Origin of the sequence: Priestia sp. TRN 1309 (assembly GCF_050846875.1) — a bacterium.
GTDB lineage: Bacteria > Bacillota > Bacilli > Bacillales > Bacillaceae_H > Priestia > Priestia zanthoxyli.
In genome coordinates, this window is the sequence record NZ_JBOZGM010000004.1 from 264,070 (window position 1) to 284,949 (window position 20,880).

Annotated in this window: 18 protein-coding genes and 1 pseudogene; 6 read left to right on the forward strand and 13 right to left on the reverse strand. The window is 37.5% G+C overall.

Annotated features, from left to right (window positions below; all coding sequences use genetic code 11):
- Nucleotides 1-356: 356 nt before the first annotated feature.
- The 5 genes from ACRPLQ_RS17540 to ACRPLQ_RS17560 are packed head-to-tail and all read right to left on the reverse strand — an operon-like array spanning nt 357 to nt 5,803.
- Nucleotides 357-1,346: an ABC transporter ATP-binding protein gene (locus ACRPLQ_RS17540; protein ID WP_165635829.1), complete on the reverse strand. Its 990-nt coding sequence runs from the start codon at nt 1,344-1,346 to the stop codon at nt 357-359.
- Nucleotides 1,339-2,337 carry an ABC transporter ATP-binding protein gene (locus ACRPLQ_RS17545; protein WP_098626723.1) on the reverse strand — a complete coding sequence of 333 codons (999 nt, stop codon included), beginning with the start codon at nt 2,335-2,337 and terminating at the stop codon, nt 1,339-1,341. The genes ACRPLQ_RS17540 and ACRPLQ_RS17545 overlap by 8 nt, the downstream gene beginning before the upstream one ends.
- On the reverse strand, nt 2,334-3,242 hold the full coding sequence (locus ACRPLQ_RS17550) for an ABC transporter permease (protein ID WP_034264721.1): 909 nt from the start codon (nt 3,240-3,242) through the stop codon (nt 2,334-2,336). The genes ACRPLQ_RS17545 and ACRPLQ_RS17550 overlap by 4 nt, the downstream gene beginning before the upstream one ends.
- Before the next feature lie 9 nt (nt 3,243-3,251).
- On the reverse strand, nt 3,252-4,205 hold the full coding sequence (locus ACRPLQ_RS17555) for an ABC transporter permease (RefSeq protein ID WP_165635828.1): 954 nt from the start codon (nt 4,203-4,205) through the stop codon (nt 3,252-3,254).
- 59 nt (nt 4,206-4,264) lie between these two features.
- Complete coding sequence (locus ACRPLQ_RS17560) at nt 4,265-5,803, reverse strand: ABC transporter substrate-binding protein (RefSeq protein WP_033578690.1); 1,539 nt, start codon at nt 5,801-5,803, stop codon at nt 4,265-4,267.
- Between the two features lie 291 nt (nt 5,804-6,094).
- Here ACRPLQ_RS17560 and ACRPLQ_RS17565 point away from each other — a divergent pair, with 291 nt between their 5' ends.
- Complete coding sequence (locus ACRPLQ_RS17565) at nt 6,095-6,841, forward strand: gamma-glutamyl-gamma-aminobutyrate hydrolase family protein (protein WP_165635827.1); 747 nt, start codon at nt 6,095-6,097, stop codon at nt 6,839-6,841.
- Between the two features lie 140 nt (nt 6,842-6,981).
- On the opposite strand, the gene ppsA is transcribed toward ACRPLQ_RS17565, so the two are convergent.
- The 7 genes from ppsA to ACRPLQ_RS17600 form a co-directional block, all read right to left on the reverse strand.
- Nucleotides 6,982-9,588: a phosphoenolpyruvate synthase gene (gene ppsA, locus ACRPLQ_RS17570; protein WP_432236194.1), complete on the reverse strand. Its 2,607-nt coding sequence runs from the start codon at nt 9,586-9,588 to the stop codon at nt 6,982-6,984.
- A 369-nt stretch (nt 9,589-9,957) separates the two neighbouring features.
- Nucleotides 9,958-10,341: a hypothetical protein gene (locus ACRPLQ_RS17575; RefSeq protein WP_033578688.1), complete on the reverse strand. Its 384-nt coding sequence runs from the start codon at nt 10,339-10,341 to the stop codon at nt 9,958-9,960.
- A 349-nt stretch (nt 10,342-10,690) separates the two neighbouring features.
- Entirely contained in the window at nt 10,691-11,134 is a 444-nt protein-coding gene (locus ACRPLQ_RS17580; protein WP_165635445.1) for a hypothetical protein, read from the reverse strand.
- A gap of 289 nt (nt 11,135-11,423) precedes the next feature.
- Complete coding sequence (locus ACRPLQ_RS17585) at nt 11,424-11,801, reverse strand: SMI1/KNR4 family protein (protein WP_165635825.1); 378 nt, start codon at nt 11,799-11,801, stop codon at nt 11,424-11,426.
- A 13-nt stretch (nt 11,802-11,814) separates the two neighbouring features.
- A complete protein-coding gene (locus ACRPLQ_RS17590) occupies nt 11,815-12,330 on the reverse strand; it encodes an SMI1/KNR4 family protein (RefSeq protein WP_165635824.1) in 516 nt (171 codons plus the stop codon).
- A 121-nt stretch (nt 12,331-12,451) separates the two neighbouring features.
- Nucleotides 12,452-12,784, reverse strand: coding sequence for a YolD-like family protein (locus ACRPLQ_RS17595; protein ID WP_048021435.1), 333 nt, complete (start codon nt 12,782-12,784; stop codon nt 12,452-12,454).
- A gap of 14 nt (nt 12,785-12,798) precedes the next feature.
- On the reverse strand, nt 12,799-14,064 hold the full coding sequence (locus ACRPLQ_RS17600; RefSeq protein ID WP_165635823.1) for a DNA polymerase thumb domain-containing protein: 1,266 nt from the start codon (nt 14,062-14,064) through the stop codon (nt 12,799-12,801).
- A 198-nt stretch (nt 14,065-14,262) separates the two neighbouring features.
- Between ACRPLQ_RS17600 and ACRPLQ_RS17605 the strand changes: the two genes are divergently transcribed.
- The 5 genes and pseudogenes from ACRPLQ_RS17605 to ACRPLQ_RS17625 all read left to right on the forward strand — a co-directional run.
- A complete protein-coding gene (locus ACRPLQ_RS17605; protein ID WP_244303066.1) occupies nt 14,263-14,826 on the forward strand; it encodes a hypothetical protein in 564 nt (187 codons plus the stop codon).
- Nucleotides 14,827-14,861: 35 nt separating this feature from the next.
- On the forward strand, nt 14,862-15,431 hold the full coding sequence (locus ACRPLQ_RS17610; RefSeq protein WP_165635822.1) for a hypothetical protein: 570 nt from the start codon (nt 14,862-14,864) through the stop codon (nt 15,429-15,431).
- Nucleotides 15,432-15,780: 349 nt separating this feature from the next.
- A complete protein-coding gene (locus ACRPLQ_RS17615) occupies nt 15,781-16,770 on the forward strand; it encodes a sugar-binding transcriptional regulator (protein ID WP_338131421.1) in 990 nt (329 codons plus the stop codon).
- A 105-nt stretch (nt 16,771-16,875) separates the two neighbouring features.
- Nucleotides 16,876-17,730 carry a shikimate 5-dehydrogenase gene (locus ACRPLQ_RS17620; RefSeq protein ID WP_165635821.1) on the forward strand — a complete coding sequence of 285 codons (855 nt, stop codon included), beginning with the start codon at nt 16,876-16,878 and terminating at the stop codon, nt 17,728-17,730.
- Between the two features lie 240 nt (nt 17,731-17,970).
- Nucleotides 17,971-18,461 (forward strand): annotated as a pseudogene (locus ACRPLQ_RS17625) (cation:proton antiporter); the annotation flags it as partial.
- A gap of 68 nt (nt 18,462-18,529) precedes the next feature.
- Here ACRPLQ_RS17625 and ACRPLQ_RS17630 read toward each other — a convergent pair.
- The gene (locus ACRPLQ_RS17630; protein WP_165635820.1) at nt 18,530-20,038 is read right to left on the reverse strand and encodes a glycine betaine uptake BCCT transporter; all 1,509 of its coding nucleotides are present in this window, start codon (nt 20,036-20,038) and stop codon (nt 18,530-18,532) included.
- Between the last annotated feature and the right edge of the window lie 842 nt (nt 20,039-20,880).

The window sequence follows — 20,880 nt, forward strand, 5'->3', positions numbered from 1 at the left end:
AGCGAACTATCCACATCATGAGTAGTTCGCTTTAATATGCTATCCATTTACCTTAGTTATATAATTTTTTCTTTTCCCTATCTAAGTTATTTGTATCTATTTACCTTATACCGATTCAATCTAATAATTGTTTTCCGAGATTTAAGGAATTATTACTAACTAAATAATGCATTTTATAAATTCTTTAATAACGGGGCAATGTAGGCTTTAAAGTTTATGTACTAAACACAAAAACTTTTGTACGACTTTGACCAACTGTTTTCACAAAAAAAAGCCACTAGAGACACTAGTGACTTTTTCATTTCTATGCTTCTGCATCAATACGTATGTTTTCTCTATCGCTACAGATTTTCACCTTAACTATATAGATGACATTTTAATTTATGCTTGCTATCAATCACTGTATCTTCAGGTGTTTCTTTCATGCAGCGGTCAAATGCGAACGGGCATCTTTTATGAAACGCACAGCCTGAAGGTGGATTAAGAGGAGAAGGAATTTCACCTTTAACCTCAATTCTTTCGCGTTTTTCATGTTCATGAATCGCCGGAACAGAGGATAAAAGAAGTTTTGTATAAGGATGACGAGGATTTGAAAAAATCTCATCTGTTGGCCCTTCTTCTACTAATCTGCCTAAATACATTACGCCAACGCGGTCTGCAATATGCCTTACGACGCTTAAATCGTGGGAGATAAAGAGATATGAAAGCTTCATTTCTCTTTGCAAACTGCGCAGCAAGTTTAAGATTTGTGCTTGAATAGATACGTCCAGTGCTGAAACCGGCTCATCACAAATGATAAGCTTTGGGTTTAAAATCAATGAACGCGCAATGCCTATGCGCTGGCGCTGGCCGCCTGAAAATTCGTGCGGATAGCGGTTGTAATCTTCTTCGTTAAACCCAAGCTTTTTTAATAATTCAAGGACAAGCTGCTTTCGTTCGCTTTTGGCGCCTACATTATGAATTGTTAATGTTTCTTGAATGGAAGCCCCAATTTTTTTCCTTGGGTTAAGGGAAGTATGCGGATCTTGGAAAATCATTTGCAAATCTTTACGAATCGTCCGTAAGCGTGATGCTTTAGATTCGAAAATACTTTCTCCATTAAATTGTGCTTCCCCGCCCGTTGGTTCTACTAACTTTAAAAGCGTGCGCCCCGCTGTACTTTTCCCGCACCCAGATTCACCTACTAATCCGTACGTTTCGCCTTCATAAATATCAAAAGATAAATCCTGAACCGCTTTAATTTGGCCCTTTGCTTTTCCTAAAGCTGAACGAACCGGATAGTATTTTTGCAGGTTGCGAACTTCAAGCAAGGGCTTGGCGCTTTGCTTCTTTGCTTCACTAGACATACGCAACCTCTCCTTCTTGAATTTTTTCATAGTGCCAGCATCGAACCCGATGCGTCTCATCGGCATGCTCTAAAACAGGTACTTCTTTATGGCATTTTTCCGTTGCAAACGGGCATCTTGGTGCAAAACGACAGCCGTCTGGCACGTTTGAAAGCGGCGGAACCGTTCCGGGAATGGACGAAAGTTCTTGTGTTCTGTCGCCATCTAAGTGAGGAACCGACTTAATTAAGCCCATTGTATAAGGGTGAAGCGGCTTTGAAAACAGCGTTTTAACGTCCGTTTCTTCCATCACTTGTCCTAAATACATCACGGCTACTTTTGTACAAATATTAGCGACAACGCCTAAGTCATGGGTGATGAACAGCACGCCCATGTTGAGCTTGTCTTTTAAATCCATCATAAGGTCAAGGATTTGCGCTTGAATGGTTACGTCTAAAGCCGTTGTTGGCTCGTCGGCAATAAGAAGCTTCGGCTCACAGGCTAAAGCCATCGCAATCATAATGCGCTGCCTCATTCCTCCCGAGATTTCATGCGGATACTCTTTTGCTCGCTGTTCTGGAGACGGAATGCCAGTTAGTCTCAAAAGCTCTACGACTTTCTTTTGCGATTCTTTTTTAGAGACTTTTTGATGCAGACGAATCACTTCAGCAATTTGTTTTCCAATTGGCATAACGGGATTTAATGACGACATGGGATCCTGGAAAATCATTGAGATTTCGTTTCCTCTTAGCTTTTGAATTTGCTTTGAAGACATGTCTAATAAGTTTTTTCCTTCAAACAAAATCTTACCATCGTAGCTTGTTAGGTCTTCATCTAATAACTGAAGAATAGATTCGGACGTTACGCTTTTTCCAGATCCGGATTCACCGACAATGCCCAATACTTCTCCTTTATTTAATTGAAGAGATACATTGTCAACAGCCGTTACTTCTCCGCTATACGTTGTAAAAGTTACTTGTAAGTCTTCTAATTTTAAAAGGGCGTTACTCAACGTTTTTTCCTCCTTTTCTTCAGCATTACGTTTTTCGGATTTAACCAATCGCGCAGACCGTCACCAAATAAATTAAGGCCAAGTACAATTAAAATGATAAATACACCCGGAAACACGGTCATCCACCACGCGTTGTAAATCGCAAGCTTTCCGTCATACAGCATATTTCCTAAGCTTGGTGTTGGCGCAGGAATTCCGGCTCCTAAAAAGCTTAGCGAAGCCTCTGTTAAAATCGTCACGGCAAACACGTATGTTACTTGAACGATTAAAGGCGATAAGACGTTTGGTGCCATATGAAAACAAATGATTCGAAGTGAGCTTGCTCCTTGAGCTTTTAGCGCTTCAATAAATGTTTTTTCTTTTACAACAAGCGCAGCTGAACGAACAATTCTCGCAATCGAAGGAATAAATACAAGGCTCAGTGCGATAATAACATTGCTTGTTTTAGGTCCTAAAGCAGACATGATGGCAATTGCTAGTAAAATAGACGGGAAAGCAAACAAGCCGTCACAAATTCTCATTAAAATATAATCAAGAATTTTATAATAAGAAGATAAAAGTCCAACGATTAAACCAAGTACAGTAGCAATAATCGTTACTGCGGCTCCAATCATTAACGATATTCTGACGCCGTACATTGTCCGACTAAATACATCTCGCCCAAAGTTATCCGTTCCAAACCAGTGCGTGCTTGACGGCGGTGCTAATCGATTTGCAGGGTCGATTTGTAAACTGCCAAAAGGAGAAATGAGCGGAGCAAAAACAGCAATCAAAATAGATAATAAAATAAGTATCGCTCCTCTTACTAGCAAACGATTTGAGAAGAAACGCGCTGCCGCTGGGTTTCTTTTTTTCTTTGAAGTTACTGAAATGGTCTCTGTATTTTGTTGTGCGTTCACATTCATCACCCTCCTTTAATCATGATAAGAATTGCGTACACGCGGATCGATCACGGCATACAGCAAATCAACAACTAAATTGATGACCACGTAAGCAACCGTAATTAAAAGTACAGCTCCTTGAATAAGCGCGTAATCTCGGCGTTCAATTGATGAAACAATCAGCTGACCTAATCCCGGGATGTTAAATAATGATTCTGTTACTGCCGCTCCGGTCACAAGTCCCGCAAATGATTCTCCGATAACTGTTAAAATCGGTAAAAAACTCACGCGCAGCGTATGCTTAAGCATAATTGTGCGTCCATTTAATCCTTTTGCTTTTGCCGTTTTAACAAAGTTTTCAGAAATGGTATCGAGTAAAGATGAACGCGTCATACGCGTAATTAATGCAGCTTGAATCGCTCCAAGCGTAATCGTTGGTAAAACTAAATACTTTAAGTATTCAAATAATCCGGCATTTAACGGAACGTATCCTGAAACAGGGAAAATTCGAAGCTGTACAGCAAAAAGCAAAATAAGGAATGAACCGAGAAGAAAGCTAGGAATAGAGATACCTAAAAGGCTGGCTCCCATAATGCTTTCATCACGAATCGTTCCTTTATGTTTAGCTGCATATATACCAAATAGTAAAGCAAACACCACGCCAAAAATTTGCGCAAGTATAGCTAGAGAAACCGTAGGACCTACGTTATCCCAAATTGCCCCGAGCACAGGTTTATTTAAAAAGTAGGAATAACCAAAATCTCCGTGAAAGATGTTAGATAGCCAGATAAAGTATTGATTGACAACAGGCTCATCCAATCCCATTTCTTTGCTTAGCGCTGCAATTTGTTCCGGACTTGCGCCTTGTCCTAAAATGATTGCTGCGGGACTCCCAGGCGTTAAGCGTGTAATTAAGAACACAACAATAGATACAATGAATAAAACAGGAATTAGTGCAAAAAGTCTCTTAAGTGTATAAGCTCCCATCGTAAACTCCTTTCTAAAACAGAGAGCATAAGCCCTCTGTTTACTAGAATAATAAGATATTATTTTGTTAAACTCATATTGTAGAAAATTGGACCTAAATTATACTCATAGCCTTTTGAATTGTTAGAAACGGCATTGATGTTCACTTTATGACCAATAAGTGTGAACGGAAGCTCGTCCCATACGTATTGCTGGATGGCATCAATGTCACCGCGAGCTTCTTTAACAGAAGGAGCAGCTTTAATTTTGTTTAAGTAGTCCATTGATTTTTCAACTGATGTACCTTTTGTCGTCCAGAATCCTTGGAAGATGGTAGAACGAGCATTCCAGTCAACAGGATAGATGTCCCATTGGTTTGTATCACTCATTTTATCGCTGAATGTCGCCCAGTCGTATACTTCTAATTTTACATTCATACCAATGTCTTTTAATTCTTGTTGAACCACAACAGCTGTATTGTATTGATCTTGGTAATCACGAGACGCCATTAAGCGAATTTCTTCTCCGTTATAACCAGATTTCTTCAAATATTCTTTTGCTTTTTTCTTATCATGCTGGTTATATTCTTCTTTTCCAGCTGTACTGTAGTAGTTTGGATACTCTTTGTTCACAATGGATGAAGAAAGCTTGTAATAATCTGAGCTTCCGTAAGAACTGTCTAAGATATCTTTTGAGTTAAGAGCTGCGTTAACTGCTTTTCGCGCATTGATGTCTTTAAAGACGCCTTTATCTGCGTTGTAGAAAAGTCCCATAAATCCGCCTGGTGATGTTTCTACTTTTGCATTTTGACTGCCTTCAACTTGTTTGGCATTATCGCTTGATACAGATAGCGCAACGTCAAATTGTCCGGTTGTAATACCAGAAATCCTAGTTGACTCATCGCTTACGAAACTAATCTTAATTTCATCGACGTGAGGAGTTTTCTTAACTTCGCGGCCTTTCGAAGAATAATCTTTAAATTTTTCTAATAAAAGATATTGATTTTTCTTCCACTCTTTTACTTTATATGGACCTGTTCCTATGTAGTCTTTGATCCCTTCATCAGATGCATTGTCAACCACTTCTTTTGGTAAAATAGCTGCTGCGGGGATTGGATCAGCTAATAAAGATAGCGTGTTAACATTTGGTGATGGTAAATGAAGCTCTACCGTATAATCACCGGTTTTTGTCATTTCAGCACCAGAGAAGTTTGTTTTCCCAAGGGATGATAGCTTAATCCAGCGGTTAATAGAAGCGACAACGTCATCTGCAGTCATTTCTTTACCGTTATGGAATTTAACTCCTTTTCTTAATTGGAACGTGTATGTTTTTTTATCATCGCTAATATCTACTTTAGACGCTAAGTCAGGCTTAGGATTTCCTTTGTCGTCTAAAATCATTAACCCTTCATAGATACTGCGCGTTGCATCTTTCACATCTGAGTCCCCAGTGATTTGAGCATCTAGCGTTGCTGGCTCACTTTGAGACGCGACGTTTAGCGTTCCGCCTTCTTTTCCTTCTTTTTCACTTGAAGTATTTTTACTTGCGTTACCACTGCACCCTGCTACCATGAGGACAATGGTTAAAAGAGAGATGAAAAGTAAATAAGTCCTTTTCACTAAAATCACTCCTATTTCCTTGTATAAAATTTTAATCCGACTATAATAAGAAGAATAGTAGGAATGTGAACAATTGTAGCACTACCTTCTACCTTTGGCAATTAGTATTTTTGACACACAGAGGCTATTATACCATTTTCTATTAAATAAATATGGTATATATGTATAATAGTTGAATAAAAGAACCATTTATTTCTTATAAAGCAAGCGATTGAAAACACTTTATCAACGCAGTAAAAAAGAAAAAACATCTTAAGAAATGGTAATTTAACAAAAAAGGAGAAAACAACAGTGGGATTTTTAATTGGTATATCAGGAAGCATTATTGTGGATCAAGGAGGACGCTTTCCAGGCTATAAGCGAGCGTATGTGAATAACGACTATATCGAATCAACAGCGCTAAGCGGCGGAGTTCCTTTTATCTTGCCAGTACTAGAAGATGAAGAAATGATTAAAGCGCAGGCAGAAAGTATAGACGGGTTGATTTTATCAGGTGGACAAGACGTTAATCCCCTTTTATACGGAGAAGAACCGACAACCAAAACAGGTTCCCCTTTTTTAGCACGAGATCAGTCTGAACAGCTATTGTTAAAGCATGTGGTTGATCAAGGAAAGCCGGTATTAGCGATTTGCCGCGGTTTACAAATTTTAAACGTTGCTTACGGCGGCACGCTTTATCAAGACATGTCAGACATTAAAGAGTCATTTATCAAACATGACCAATACGACAATACAAGCGACCCTTCTCATTCCATCATGATTAAAGACGGAACACGCCTACATGACCTTTACGGTAATCAAGCTCTTATTAATTCATTTCACCATCAAGCGATTAAAGACGTAGCGCCAGGCTTTGAAGTTTCCGCATGGGCAAAAGACGGAGTCATTGAAGCCATTGAAAAACAAGGAAATCAATTTGTAGTCGGCGTCCAGTGGCATCCAGAAATGATGGCAAAAGAACATATTTCAATGCTGAACTTGTTTAAACTGTTTATGGAGCATGTGCAGCAGACAGCTACGAAAAAAGTCAGCATTTGACGTTTCAATCTACTTTGTTACCAATATAAAAAAGGCAGGCCATTGCGGCCTGCCTTTTTGTATGAACTGAAGATGCGCAAAGAAATCTAGACAAATCTTCATCTATTAATTAGATAAAATAGTGCAAGTATTTTTGGCTTTTACAGTATTTCAATATACCCTTCTGTTCCATGTACGCGAATTCGCTGACCGTCTTTTATTAGCCGAGTAGCATTCTCTACTCCGACAACCGCTGGCAATCCGTATTCGCGGGCAATGACTGCGCCGTGAGTCATCAGTCCCCCAACTTCCGTAACAAGCCCCTTTATCCCTACGAATAACGGGGTCCAGCTAGGGTCGGTAAAGGAAGTGACTAATATATCTCCATCTGATAGATTAGTCACTTCCATGTTTAAAATGACGCGCGCTCGCCCTTCTATCACTCCGGAAGAAACCGGTAAACCTACAATTGCTTGGGACGGAAGGTTTTCTCGTTTGTACGCACCTGTAATAATTTCACCTTGAGACGTAATCACACGCGGAGGTGTTAGCTTTTCATATAATTTGTACTCTTCTTTTCGTTTACTGATGATTTGGTAATCCAGTTTATGTGTGCGCACAACTTCTTGAAGTTCTTCAAACGTCACATAGTATATATCTTCTGATTCATCAATAACGCCGGCTTTTACTAGCAGAGCGGCTTCTTTCAGGAGAGCCTGCTTATAAACAAAATAACGGTTAATCATCCCGTATTTGGGATATTCACGATAACCGATAAAATTTCGGAGGAGATCAATTCTTTCTTTTGTTTCTTTTGCTTTTTGTTCGCCATCGGGCAATTGCTTTAATCGACTTAATAGCTCTTTCTCTTTTTTAAAGGCTTCCTGCAAACCTTTTTCAAATTTTTGTTTGCTGGCGTTAGCCTCAAAGTTTTTAATATTACCAAGAATCACAGGGATAAGTGCAGCTGGCTTTTCGCTCCACCGAGTTTTCGTAATATCGATTTCGCCGGGACATCGCATTCCGTATTTGCTGAGATAATCATAGATAGCGTCTCGGGTTTCCTGTCCGCCTTCTAACTTAACCAGGTTTTCTAAAAAGTTATCATCTTTTACATGTTTTAAATAATGCATGACTTCTGGATAAGGACGAATTACATCTGCGACATCCAATAGCGCCAGACCCATTTCTGAAGTAATATTGTTTGGGACAGATTGAGAAAGCGTATCTGCTGCGTTTTTTTCACCTAACCATGTCTCCATTTTTTCATTAATCCATGATGAAGCATCCATAGCGGCCATAAACACAGCTGTACTTTGTGGATCAAATAAAATCTTCTTTAATATCCCGATATCTTCTGAAATAAAATCGACTAATTCCGGACCTGACTTCGTTTGGATGGTTTGCTTCAGCTCTTCTATTGATGCTTGATTCTTCTTGATCAAGTCAGAAACGATCGTAAAGTCGTTTTCGATTTGTACCTTAGGCTTCGTAGGCGGCACGCTTTTATTGCTTTTACCGGAACTTTGATCATTAGATAAAGATTTTATGAAATCTCCTCGCTCTATTATGCTTGTAAGTGCGTCTTTCATGAGCGGATCATGCTGTCCCATGGCACCTAACATCATTTTTCTGCTGTCAGGTGAAGCCAGCATAGGGGTGACATCAACAAACAGCCTTCCACCGGCTGTACGCATCGGTGCATTAGTCGTTAACAGAAAAAAAGACAATCCCAGTGGTTTCATGGCATCGGTCATCATTTGTTGGTGTCCAACAGATACATACACGTGATTTTCTTGATCAGCTGCTTCTGGAATTGGATATAAAGTAGTGATTGGACGACTTTGGACAATATAAAATGTATCATCAGCCAAGCACCACTCGATATCTTGAGGACAATCAAAATAAGCTTCAAGCTGTCTTCCAACGCGTTCTAATTGTAAAATTTGAGAGTCAGTGAGCGCTTGCGTTTTTTGCACACCAGAAGGAACTTCCTTCGCTTCTGTTCCGCCTTCTTTTAATCCGTAAATAGCTAACTTTTTAGCTGCTATTTTTTTATCAACGATTTCTCCTTCTTGTACTTTATAGCAATCGGCAGATACCAAACCAGACACCAGCGCTTCTCCAAGTCCGAATCCTGCATCAATGGATAGCAGCTTTCGGTTAGAAGTGACTGGGTCAGCTGTAAATAAAATACCTGAAGCCTGCGGGAAAACCATTCGTTGAACAATAACCGATGCGTGCACTTGACTATGGTCAAATCCATTTTTTATACGGTAGGTTACCGCGCGATTTGTAAACAGGGAAGCCCAGCATTTGCTAATGTGCTCAAGGATGGCTTCTTTGCCTCTGATATTTAAATAGGTGTCATGCTGACCAGCAAAAGAAGCATGTGGCAGATCTTCAGCTGTCGCACTTGAACGAACGGCATAAGCATGCTCTTCCCCAAACTGAGAGAGAGAATGAATAACTGCTTTTACAACGTCAGAAGGAATTTTTATTTCCATAATGGTTTGGCGAATTTTTTCGCTGATTTCACCAATTTGATCTCGATCATCAGCATTTAGCATCGTCAGCTGGTTCAGTAACGCTTGAAATGTTTCATTTTGTTCAAGAGCTTTTTGATACCCGGCCGCTGTCACACAAAATCCTTCCGGTACTTGTATTCCTTGAATTTTTGATAACGCGCCTAAATTTAAAGCTTTTCCTCCAACAAGTGAAAGCTGTGTATCTTTTATTTCTTGAAAGCTAAGAACTAAAGAGTTCATTCAACATCTCTCCTAACCGGTAATGTTTTATTGATTTTACCAGCAGTAAATGAGAATAAACAGTCTATATCGGCATTTTTTTATGTGGTATAATTAAAGTAGGAAGAGAAATACATACCTTTTTGTTTGCGGTTACATATTTAAAAGTTGTAATAAATAGCTTACCTAATTGATTCGTATCCTGTTTAAAGCAGGTAAGTATATGCCTAATAACGCTTCTATTCTTCCCTCCTCGTTTGACTGCAAGAGAATTTTTTTCAATGTTTTTAATCGCTTTATCTTCTCATACAGAATGAATTTCTTTTTACCCCTTCTTTCAGCTAGTCATCTGAAGAGTCTGGCCCATCAAATGACTAACTCTCTTTTTTGCTATTTTGAAACCATAGCGTTACGAATGTATCTCTTCGCTCGCTTTCTAGCAACTGTATAAACAATCATCTGCAGTACAAGCGCCGCAAGGCTTATGAGTACGATTTGCTCAACCGAAGTAACAGGCGAAAAGTATTTTTCCCATTTTGGATCAGGAAGTCTTAACGCGTTATAAAAATATGAAGTACTAAAAGAAACGATATTTCCTAAAATAAGTGACAAATCTGCTCTAATCAGCCCGCTTAGATAAGATAGTACGACTGTAACCATGGCCATGATTATATAGTTTATTTTTGAATCATCTTCAAAATCTTTTCGTATAGATAGATAAACATATGGAATGCAATAAATGGTAAAAATTATAAAAGGAAGTATTCTTCTCATATAGCAATCTCTCCAATATTTAGGATTCGACATAGTTCTCTATTATTATAAATGAACGAAGAGAATTTTTTCCAGTTTTTTGTGCACAGCGAGTGTAGAAATACCCATATGTATCATGATTGTTTGTAAAATCATTTCTTAAGGCAAAGTAAAAAGCACTCTTGTGAGTGCTTTTTTACAGCATATTTATTTAAGCAGCACATGTGTTTATTCAACTATTCTTTGTTTACTAAAGAATAGTGCGTCTTTGTATACTACCTCTTTTATTCTTGACTGTAGCTTTTTTTCTATCCCTGCTTTAGCATTTTCAAAACATACTTTAAAGCGGTAGTTAAAATATAAAAGCACGTTAACTCGGTTCTTCAGCAAGTACCCAAGGGACTTCTATCTCAAAATTCAGTTGAAGTACGGGTCTGGAAAATCCACCAGGGACAAATTCCAAATTTTTAGAAAAGCCAATATGTAAATTATTACTTATTTGGATTGCATCATCTGAATTTATAATTTCAAGAGGCGTTTGAAGAGATACCTTACCTACAAGATGATAACAGCCAATATAGAAGTGTAGCCCATTTTCTTGAGGATCAAAATGTGATAAGTGATTACATTGAGAAGGATTAATACCTAGTTGGTAAAAAAACTGAAGCTCTATCTCTGATCGTGACTTCATAGCTTCATAGAAGTTTAGACAATATAGACAATCGCACAAATCCCACTTCTTCAAATACTGTTTTTGTGTTTCTTCAACATCAATTTCTAAAATCCAATTATTAATCTTTATAGTTTGATACATAGTCTTCACTTCCCATACTTAGGCTATTTAGAAGTTACCTTCAGCTGCAGAATTCTTTAGCTTAATTTATAAGCTGATTAGAAAGATAAATTATAACGAATTAGCAAAAGCATCTAATAATTCTTCACTTTTATCTTCTGAAATCGATTCCTACCATCAGATCCTTCCTTTCTCTACATTCTTTCTAAGCTTAATAGGTACTAAAAAAGAGGACAGCTAGGTAGATATTAAACTACTATCTGTCCTCTTCTGACCGTACTCTTATCAAAATCTTTTAACGAAGCCATAATTAAGTAACATCTTCTACAAACTCTTCTAGAGAATCATACATTTCTAAAGCGTCCCATTCACCCATACCATGTTCAGCTGTAAAAACTGGATAATCTTCATTCGCTATATCAATAAAAAGCGGGTCACCGCCGATTTCTTCATCATACCCTATGACAAACCAGCTTTCTTGCCAATCTCCTTCTTGATTTCCTATAAGGGAATTGGCTTCTAGATCTTCTCTATAGCCTAATTGTCCATCTGAAAACTCGCTTTTAAGATAGATATAATAAGGAGTAGAAAGAATTTCTCCCACTTCATCTTCAAATTCTACTTTCACCGACGTACCTGGAAGTGCTTTAAGAATTTTATAGATTTTCTCTATATCCGGCTTTATCATTTACTTCTCCCCTTTAGTGATCTGTATGATTTATCGTGGCCATTACCGATTCTTCTAAGCTGTCTGCTATTACTTCGCGCTGTTCCCAATCGTGCCAAAAGGTGATAATTTGGGCGACTTTTCCTCCTTCAGCCGGATCCAAGTCTATACAAATATCGTCTCCTCCCCCATTCGTGGCAATCGAAATCCAACGCGGGTTCCACCACAATTCTTTTTTCACTGGTCCAACAGGTTCTACTTCTGGAAAATCTTCAAATTCTCCTCCGTCTAAAAGCTCTTTTAAGGTTTGCCACGTATACAGAATCTCCTCTAGAGGTAATAGAGTATAATTTTCAATAACTCCTATATACTCATCGCTCTGTCCATTATGTATCATTAACCAGTCTTTAAGGTTTTGGGGGAAGGTTAGTCCCATCTTTTGTTCAACCGCTGCAATTTCTGATTCAGCAGCTGCTTCGTTAAGTGTTCCTACTGCTTCTGGACGATTTATTCTCAACCACTGTTCAAATTCATGCCAAACCTGCTTCATTTTAAAGGCCTCCTTATATAACATCACTAAATGAATCTATGAAAAATGATTCTGTACTTTTTAAGCTTATACTAATTATGTATGGAAATCTTATGTAAATAAACTGTTTTATTACTTTCTATTACATGAAACGAATATCAATTAGCTCGCTTAACCTCATTTTATTCGCCTGGTTACCCCCCTCATCTATAAAAACAAATAATCCTCCTAGAGAATCAACGAACTGAATAACTCCTGTTTCTGTTATACACTGCCCATGCTTGTAATACGTCAGGTACACTTTTTTATGTGTATGAAGCGCTTCAATCAAAGTGAAATTAATCTGTTCCATTTGATCTTCTGTTAAAAAAGGTTGTGGTATTTCTGCTTGTTTTTTTATAATTTCCTGTAATCCTTTGTATTGCTCTGGCATAGTGGCGAACGGTCGCCATTTTTTCATTCCTCTGTTCTGCATAGCAGCTTCCTCCTTTATGCTTTATGACCTCCTAGAAGGCCGTTTCGATAACGAGCCGTTGAATGATCGAGATAGCTTGAGGCCCGTAGAACGCTATTCTTTCCGTACCGAAGACGAATGTCATCGATCGTTTTGGCAAGTGCATAGGCTCTTTCACGCTGGTCAATGTCTTCAAATAAACTCATTTGCTCCTCTTCTTGAATGCGTGTGTTCGATAAGGAAATGCCAATGGAACGAATCGGCATTCCACTATCAAACGTATGTAAAATGGTTAAACAGTACGGAAAGATATCTTGGCTTAAATTCGAAGCTCTCCCCATTTTCTTTTGTCTGGAGAAGCCTCCACCTGTTTGTTTGCTGTAACCAATAGATAAATGAACAGTCTGAGCCACTACTTGATGCATGCGTAAACGAAAACATACATCGTCCAATAGCTCTAACAGCAATAACTCCACTTCTTTTCGGTTTGTATAATCATGGAATAGAATTTGACTTTTTCCAAATGAACGAGAGCTAGGAATGTACACATCAGAAATGCGACTGTAATCAATCCCATTCGCATGTTGATGCAACTCTTCACCCAGAATGCCAAATTCTTTTTGTAACATCTCCTTTGAAGAAAGAGCGAGTTCTTTGATGGTGTGAATGCCTAACCGTTGTAAGCGTCTTTCCGTAGCAGACGAGATTCCCCAGAAATCCTTCATCGGATGAATGGACCACAGCTTAAAGGGAATATCCTCATATCGCCAATAAGCAACTCCTGTTGGGCTATTCTTGGCCTCATGATCTAAGCTCACCTTCGCCAGCAAGAGATTGGGACCGATTCCGGCAGTAGCTGTCAGCCGTGTCTTACGGTAAATCTCGTTGATGATTTTATAGGCTAATTCTTCTGGTGTTTTAGCGAATAAATGCAAAGAAGTTGTCGCATCAATAAACAACTCATCAATGCTGTACGCATGAAAATCTTCAGGAGCCACATACTGTAACACCAAACTAGAAATATAGTTCGAAGCTTTGATATACCTCTCCATAGATGGATTCACGACATGGATATCTTTTCTTTTAGGAATATCGAAAAGACGGCTTCCCGTTTTGATTCCTTCTTTCTTTAGTAAGGGTGTGGCAGCTAACACAACCGATCCAGACCGTTTGATATCTCCTACTACCGCAAGCTTTGTTTTTAGCGGATTCAATCCCCGTATGACAGAAGAAACTGAAGCGAAAAATGCCTTCATATCGATACATATAATGACTCTGTTTGGTAGCTGGCCATAATCCATTGAAAGAACTCCTTAAAATAAAGAACGTTTGTTCTCTATTATATACGAACAAACGTTCTTTATCCAATAAAAATTCTAAATTTTTCCCGATTATTGCTATCACTTGCATAGAATTTATTGTTACATTAACAGAAGTAACTACTACATAACGTACGTAATAGTAAGAGTTCAAAAAGACTAAACCCTAAAGGGGGATAAATGTTGAAAAAAGAATATTTTGTGCAATATTCAGACCAAAGTATAATTGATAGTTTTGACTTTCCAGAAGATAAATTTGTATCTATTACTGTAGGGATTAGGGACATTAATCATGATCTGATCATCTCTTTAGTTCGAAAAATGTTTGGTTTACCTGTTTTTTTTGTTTTAGACTCAATGCTCTCTGGACATGAAAAAGAAACATTGATTAAAAATAAAATTCCTTTTTATGAGCATTCATTAGATGGTGCTATTATTAAAGTTGATTCTGAAGAAAAATTGAGCCATGTTAGTGGATTAGCAGAAGAATTAGTTAATAATGGGCTGAGTATATTCATTTTCTACGGAGAAGGTATTGTAGAGCAGAATTTAATTCCTTCGAGACAATGGAATAAACCTATAGAATTTAAAAATGTCGATATAGATAAAGTCGATACATTTGTGGATGTGGAAGAGGTTGGATTTACGATATTCAGTAAGAGTGATCTATTTAACTCACCTGGAAAAGTCCAAAATTATATACCTCGTAGCTACTCACTTGATATTAATAGCAGCGATATTTAACATTTCTAAATTAAAAGGAGGAGGGTTCGTAGTCAATGAAGTATAAAAATAATAAGAGTATACTAAAAATGTTAGCTATCATCCTTCTTTCTATAGATCTATTCTTTTATCTTTTAGCACTAAAGAGCCTATACGTTTTCTCTTCAAAGGTTTCGATATATTTTCTGATATTTGTTCTACACTTTATCTATTTATACATAGTCCTTATAACCGTTAGCAAAACAAAAGAGTCTAAAGTTTTTTGGGGAGTAATTGGGCCGTTTTTGATTGTACCTATAGCAATCGTTGGGTGGTTCACGTTCTTTTATACTAATAAAGTTGACTATTATGATCTAAGTTCCCCTAAGAATACCCAAAAACTTATTATTGGTTATTCTAATTGGAGTCTTGGAGAAACTAATCATTACTATGATTTTTATAAACAAACGGAATTCCCTTTGGTGAAAAAACGAATAAATCAAGAACCTCTTCATGTTATGACACGAAATACGGATATGAGCGATTTAAATGTTTTAGGAGCTCATGATGCACAATGGGGAAATGAACAAACAGTAACTTTTACATCTCCATATCTAAATAAGGAAGTAACCTTGGATTTAAAGTAAGTACTTTTTTCTACTTAAACAACAGAGTTGAGAAAAAGCCTGTATCTAAGGGGGTCAGTCCCCCCCTTATTCGCAGGGCTTTTTTTGTTGTCGTTTTGTAATTCACCTAATTACACACAAAATAACAAAGCTGAAGCAGCAATCTATGAGTTTACTGGGGATTTTCAAAAAGAGGTCGAAACGCTAAATAAATTAAACTAATTATTTCTTCATATTTTGTGGGGAAATTGAAGTACTGAGGCAGTTTTCGCTACAATCATTGACATTAAAATAGCATAGGTGTATATTCAGTTTAATGATTGCACATTTATTCAACTTTGAACAAATGTGCATATAAGGAGGTGTAATTTTGACTTACACGGACGAAGAAGTGCGACTTATGATTAAAATTGCTCATATGTACTATGAAGAAGATATGACACAAAGCCAAATAGCGAAAGAATTGAGCATCAATCGTACTTCCATTAGTAGGATGCTGAAGAAAATGAGAGAAGAAGGTATTGTTAAGGTTAGTATAGATTACAATTTATCTAAAAATTTCGACATCGAACAAGAACTAATGAATAGGTTTGGATTAAAAGAAGTAATTGTGGTTCCTTGTGAAAAAGACAAGTCATTGCAAGCGAAGTTAACATCCCTTGGTAAGAGCGCTGCGCAATTATTAAAGCGTATTATTATGGACAATGATATTGTGGGTTTCTCGTGGGGAAGCTCATTAGCAGCAACTGTTGACCAACTAGGAACAAATAAAGAACAGAATTTGTTATTTGTTCCACTAGTAGGAGGACCTTCTGGAAACTTGGAAAGCAAATATCACGTCAATACAATTGTTTACAAAGCCTCAGAAATATTTAATGCAAAATCAAAATTAATTGATTTTCCTGCTATAACAGAGAATGAGCAAATGGCTGAAGACATTAGAAATTCGGCTCATTTTCAAACGATAAAACAAGACTGGAATTCTGTAACAGTTGCTTTAGTTGGAGTAGGTTCCCCTTCCCTTTCAGGAAGCTCTACGTGGAAAGGTTTTTATGGAGAAGAGTTTTACGAAGAACTCAACTCAGCAAATGTATATGGTGATATCTGTTCTCATTTTTATACATTAAATGGTGAACAAGTACATACAAGTCTTTCGGATCGTACGATTTCTATTGATTTAGAACGTCTAAAAAAAACCAGATACTCAGTAGGCATTGCAGAGTCTCCGGAGAAAGCTTTAGCCATTATCGGTGCACTAAACGGCGGTTATTTAAATGCCTTGGTCACTACAGAAGAAACAGCTGAACTGATGCTTAAACAAATAGATAAAAGAGGGGGAATTTCTACTCTAAATCTTTGATTATATATCTTCAACAGTTTCCTGATAGCATAAAGTCTCTGATATTAGGAAGAGAATCTACTAACATAAAAGATGAAAATATACTATTTTATGGAGGTAATAATGATGAAGGTAGAAATTAATAAGGATACTCAACTTTGTATGTCCCTTGCAGAACGACCTGGAAATTTTGGTACTCGGTTTCATAACTATTTGTACAATGAATTAAACTTGAGCTTTATGTACAAAGCTTTTACAACGAATGATTTGGAAGCAACGATTGGAGGCATCCGTTCATTAGGAATACGTGGATGTGCTATTTCAATGCCTTATAAGGAAGCCTGTATTCCGTTTTTAGATGAATTAGATGAATCAGCAACTGCCATCGATTCTGTGAATACAATTGTTAATAACAACGGGAAACTACGAGCCTATAACACTGACTATATAGCTGTTTCCCAATTGCTTGATCAACACAAAGTCAGTCGCGATTCGGTGTTTGCTTTACGAGGCAGTGGAGGTATGGCTAAAGCTGTATTATGCGCTCTTCATGACGCAGGGTTTCATTCAGGTTTTGTCATTGCGAGAAATGAAGTGGCAGGACGTACCTTAGCACAAAACTATGGCTATGAGTGGAAAGAAGAGTTAGGATCTATACGTGCGGACTTATTGGTGAATGTGACACCAATAGGTATGGAAGGTGGTCCAGAATCCGAAGACCTCTCATTCACACCAGAAGCGATTGATCAGGCTGAGACAGTCTTTGATGTAGTTGCGCTTCCTCCTGAAACTCCTCTTATCCGTTATGCAAATAAAAAGGGGAAGAAAACCATTACTGGTGCAGAAGTTTTCGCTATCCAAGCATTAGAGCAGTTTGTTCTTTACACAGGGGTACGTCCTAATCACAAACAATTTGAACAAGCTGCTGCATATGCACGGAGTGACTCTACTTTAAAATCTGCCTCTACTGTAACCAAATAAGAGGTGTCTAATGAAGTGCCCTCTTATACCTTTAAACTAAAGTCATTTTTATGCAAATAGGAGAAGAAATAGACAAGTAGCCAAGCGTTTTCTAAGAAAGCCTTGGCTTTTTGATATCTCTAGCGTCATATGACAGCTAGAGAAAAATTCCTCCATCCCAAAGTAATTTGTTAGATGGAAAGTAGTACCTTAATTCTTAAATTGTTGTTCATTCTTAAAATTGACAGAGGCAGTAACATCGCCTACCTAGCCGAATATACAGGCGTTGCAGCAATAATTGGTGCATATATAGCAGGTGTCATCAGCGTAACTAAATTTAAGCATGAAGTATTTAAAAAGGTTGATACCATTAGAGTTATTCAATCTTTGTTCCAGTTTTTTTTACGTCTATTGGGGTTACTGCTCAGTTTTCTGGCATTATAGACAATATGGGATTAATCGTTTTTTTAAGCGTTGTTGCTATCTTAACTAAACTAATAGGTGCATCCATCGGAGCAAAACTAGCTGGATTCAATTGGAACAGTTCCTTAGGTATTGGTTCGGCAATGATATCTCGAGGAGAAGTAGCTCTAATCATTGCAGGTACAGGACTTGAATCCAAATTATTGACGCAAGATATGTTTGCAATAATCGTCGTCGTTGTTTTAATTACAACGATTGTTACTCCCCCTATGATGAAATGGTTCTTTAAAAACGATTCTGAAGTAAAAAATATGACATATACAGGTTAAATAAAATGTAATGCTTTCTATAGGTCGAAAAAGCCCATTGATTAATCAATGGGCTTTTTAAAAGGTTCTTATTTTTGTTTCTTTAGCTTTCCAATTCCAAATTCTTTAGCTTCTTTGTTAAGAGCCTTAAGAAGACTAATTGTCATTAAAATCATGACTATTGAAAAAGGAAGAGCAGCAATAATCATGGTGTTTTGTAGTGCCTGTAGTCCTCCAGAATAAAGAAGAACAAGAGCTATAGCTGTAAGTAAAACGCCCCAGATAACCTTTACGCTATTACTTGGATTTTGCGAACCATCCGTTGTCATCATTCCTAAAACATAAGTTCCTGAGTCAGCTGAAGTAATGAAGAAAGTGGCAACAAGGATAATAGCTAAGATTGATAATACTGTTCCCATTGGATAGTTTGCGAACACACCAAAGAGTGATTCTTCCGTTGCTAACTTTGAAATAGAAGCAATCCCATCATGTTCGAGCAGCATTCCTGCACTACCAAACGTAGAGAACCAGATAAAGCCGATAAGAGAAGGAATTAGTAACACGCATACGACGAATTCGCGAATAGTTCTTCCTCTGGATACTCGAGCGATAAAGATTCCTACGAACGGAGACCATGCAATCCACCATGCCCAATAAAAGATGGTCCATCCATTGATCCAGCTGCGATGTTCTTCATTAAGTGGAGCTATACGAAAACTCATATTAATTAAGTTTTGCAGATAAGAGCCAATTGTATCTGTAAATAAATCTAAAGTAAACAGAGTCGGACCTAATATAAACGTTAATAGGAAAAGTACAAATGCAAGGATCATATTAGCATTACTAAGAATTTTAATCCCTTTTCCTAAACCTGTTAATGCTGAAACTATAAATAAAACAGTAACAACTAAAATAATAAGGAATTGACTCGTAAGATTTGAAGGAACGTTAAATAAATAAGATAATCCTCCGTTAATTTGGACAGCACCAAACCCAAGAGTCGTTGCTACACCAATAACTGTTGCAATAACGGCAATAATATCAATTATTTTTCCTACGAATCCCTCTGCATGTTTTCCAATAATCGGTTTTAATGTAGCGCTAATCAAGCTACGTTCGCCTTTTCTAAAGGTAAAGTAAGCTAATGAAAGAGCTATAATCCCATATATCGCCCACGCATGAATGCCCCAATGAAAGAAAGTGAATCTCATCGCATCTTTCATTGCTTGATCTGTCCCAGTTTCCCCTGTTGGAGAGCTAATTGCATAGTGACTAATTGGTTCAGCTGTACCATAGAACACTAATCCAATCCCCATTCCTGCACTAAAGAGCATGGCAAGCCAGGTTGGGCGTGAAAACTCAGGCTTGTCCTCCTGTTTCCCAAGCTTAATCCGACCAATCGGGCTTACTAATAAATACAAACAAACGATAACAAACAACGTTACAATAATTAAGTAGTACCAGCCAAATGCATTCGTAATAGAATTTTGCAGGCTACTCGTTACAGCTTCAAGCTTTGCAGGCATTGTAACTCCCGCAAGAACAAGAAGAGCCAATATGGCTACTGAAATATAAAACACTATTGAAACTTTTTTCATGTTAAATTAAAAACTCCCATCTTTGATTTATTCGCAGAGGGCATTACTTCGATTGGAGAACATTAAAATATGCAAAACCAATTTAAACATTGTACTTTTTTATGAAGCAATAATAACTAACCCTTAAAGATTGCGTTAATAAGATATTTTGACTAAAGTATTTACACTTTACCTAATTCATCATTCGCGCTTGAGAAAACTCTGTAATTAAAAACTCTCGATTTACCAATAAATTCATGAGCGTCTCCAAAGATTTCTTTTCCTTACACTTTAATTAATACTCTTCATGTTCTTTAAAATGTCGTTTGTTTGTTTTTTGTATAGTTGACATGTTGCTCTGGTGCACTTATTTCAGGGGGATTATTAATGGGCTTCAATAGTATAACATTAACCTTACATAAATGTCTTGTTACCTCATGTTTTTATCTTACTGACCTTTTAGATAAAATAAACAAAATAAAAGAGCAACCTCGCCTACCAATGGCGAGGTTGCTCTTTAGTAAGGGTTCATCAATATGGGATGAACAATTATTGGACTTAAAGTGTAACATAATGGGGTTTAAAATGCTATTTTTTGGGTGTGAAGCATATGCATAAAGAGTGCGCTTTTTATGCATCTATTTGTCACTCAGCCCGAGGCCAAACGTTGATAAATCAAGGATGTATAAAAAGCTGCATAACTCATAATTGAGACCTCTTTCGAACCCTTACTCCCAGAAGGGTTCTCTTTTTGCGTGGGTTCCGTTAGAGTGTTTATGTTAACTAAATATGTTTAGGTTTGGAGAACATGGCTTTCATTAGAATGAACGCCATGTCTTCTCTAAAGATTACATGAATAAAAG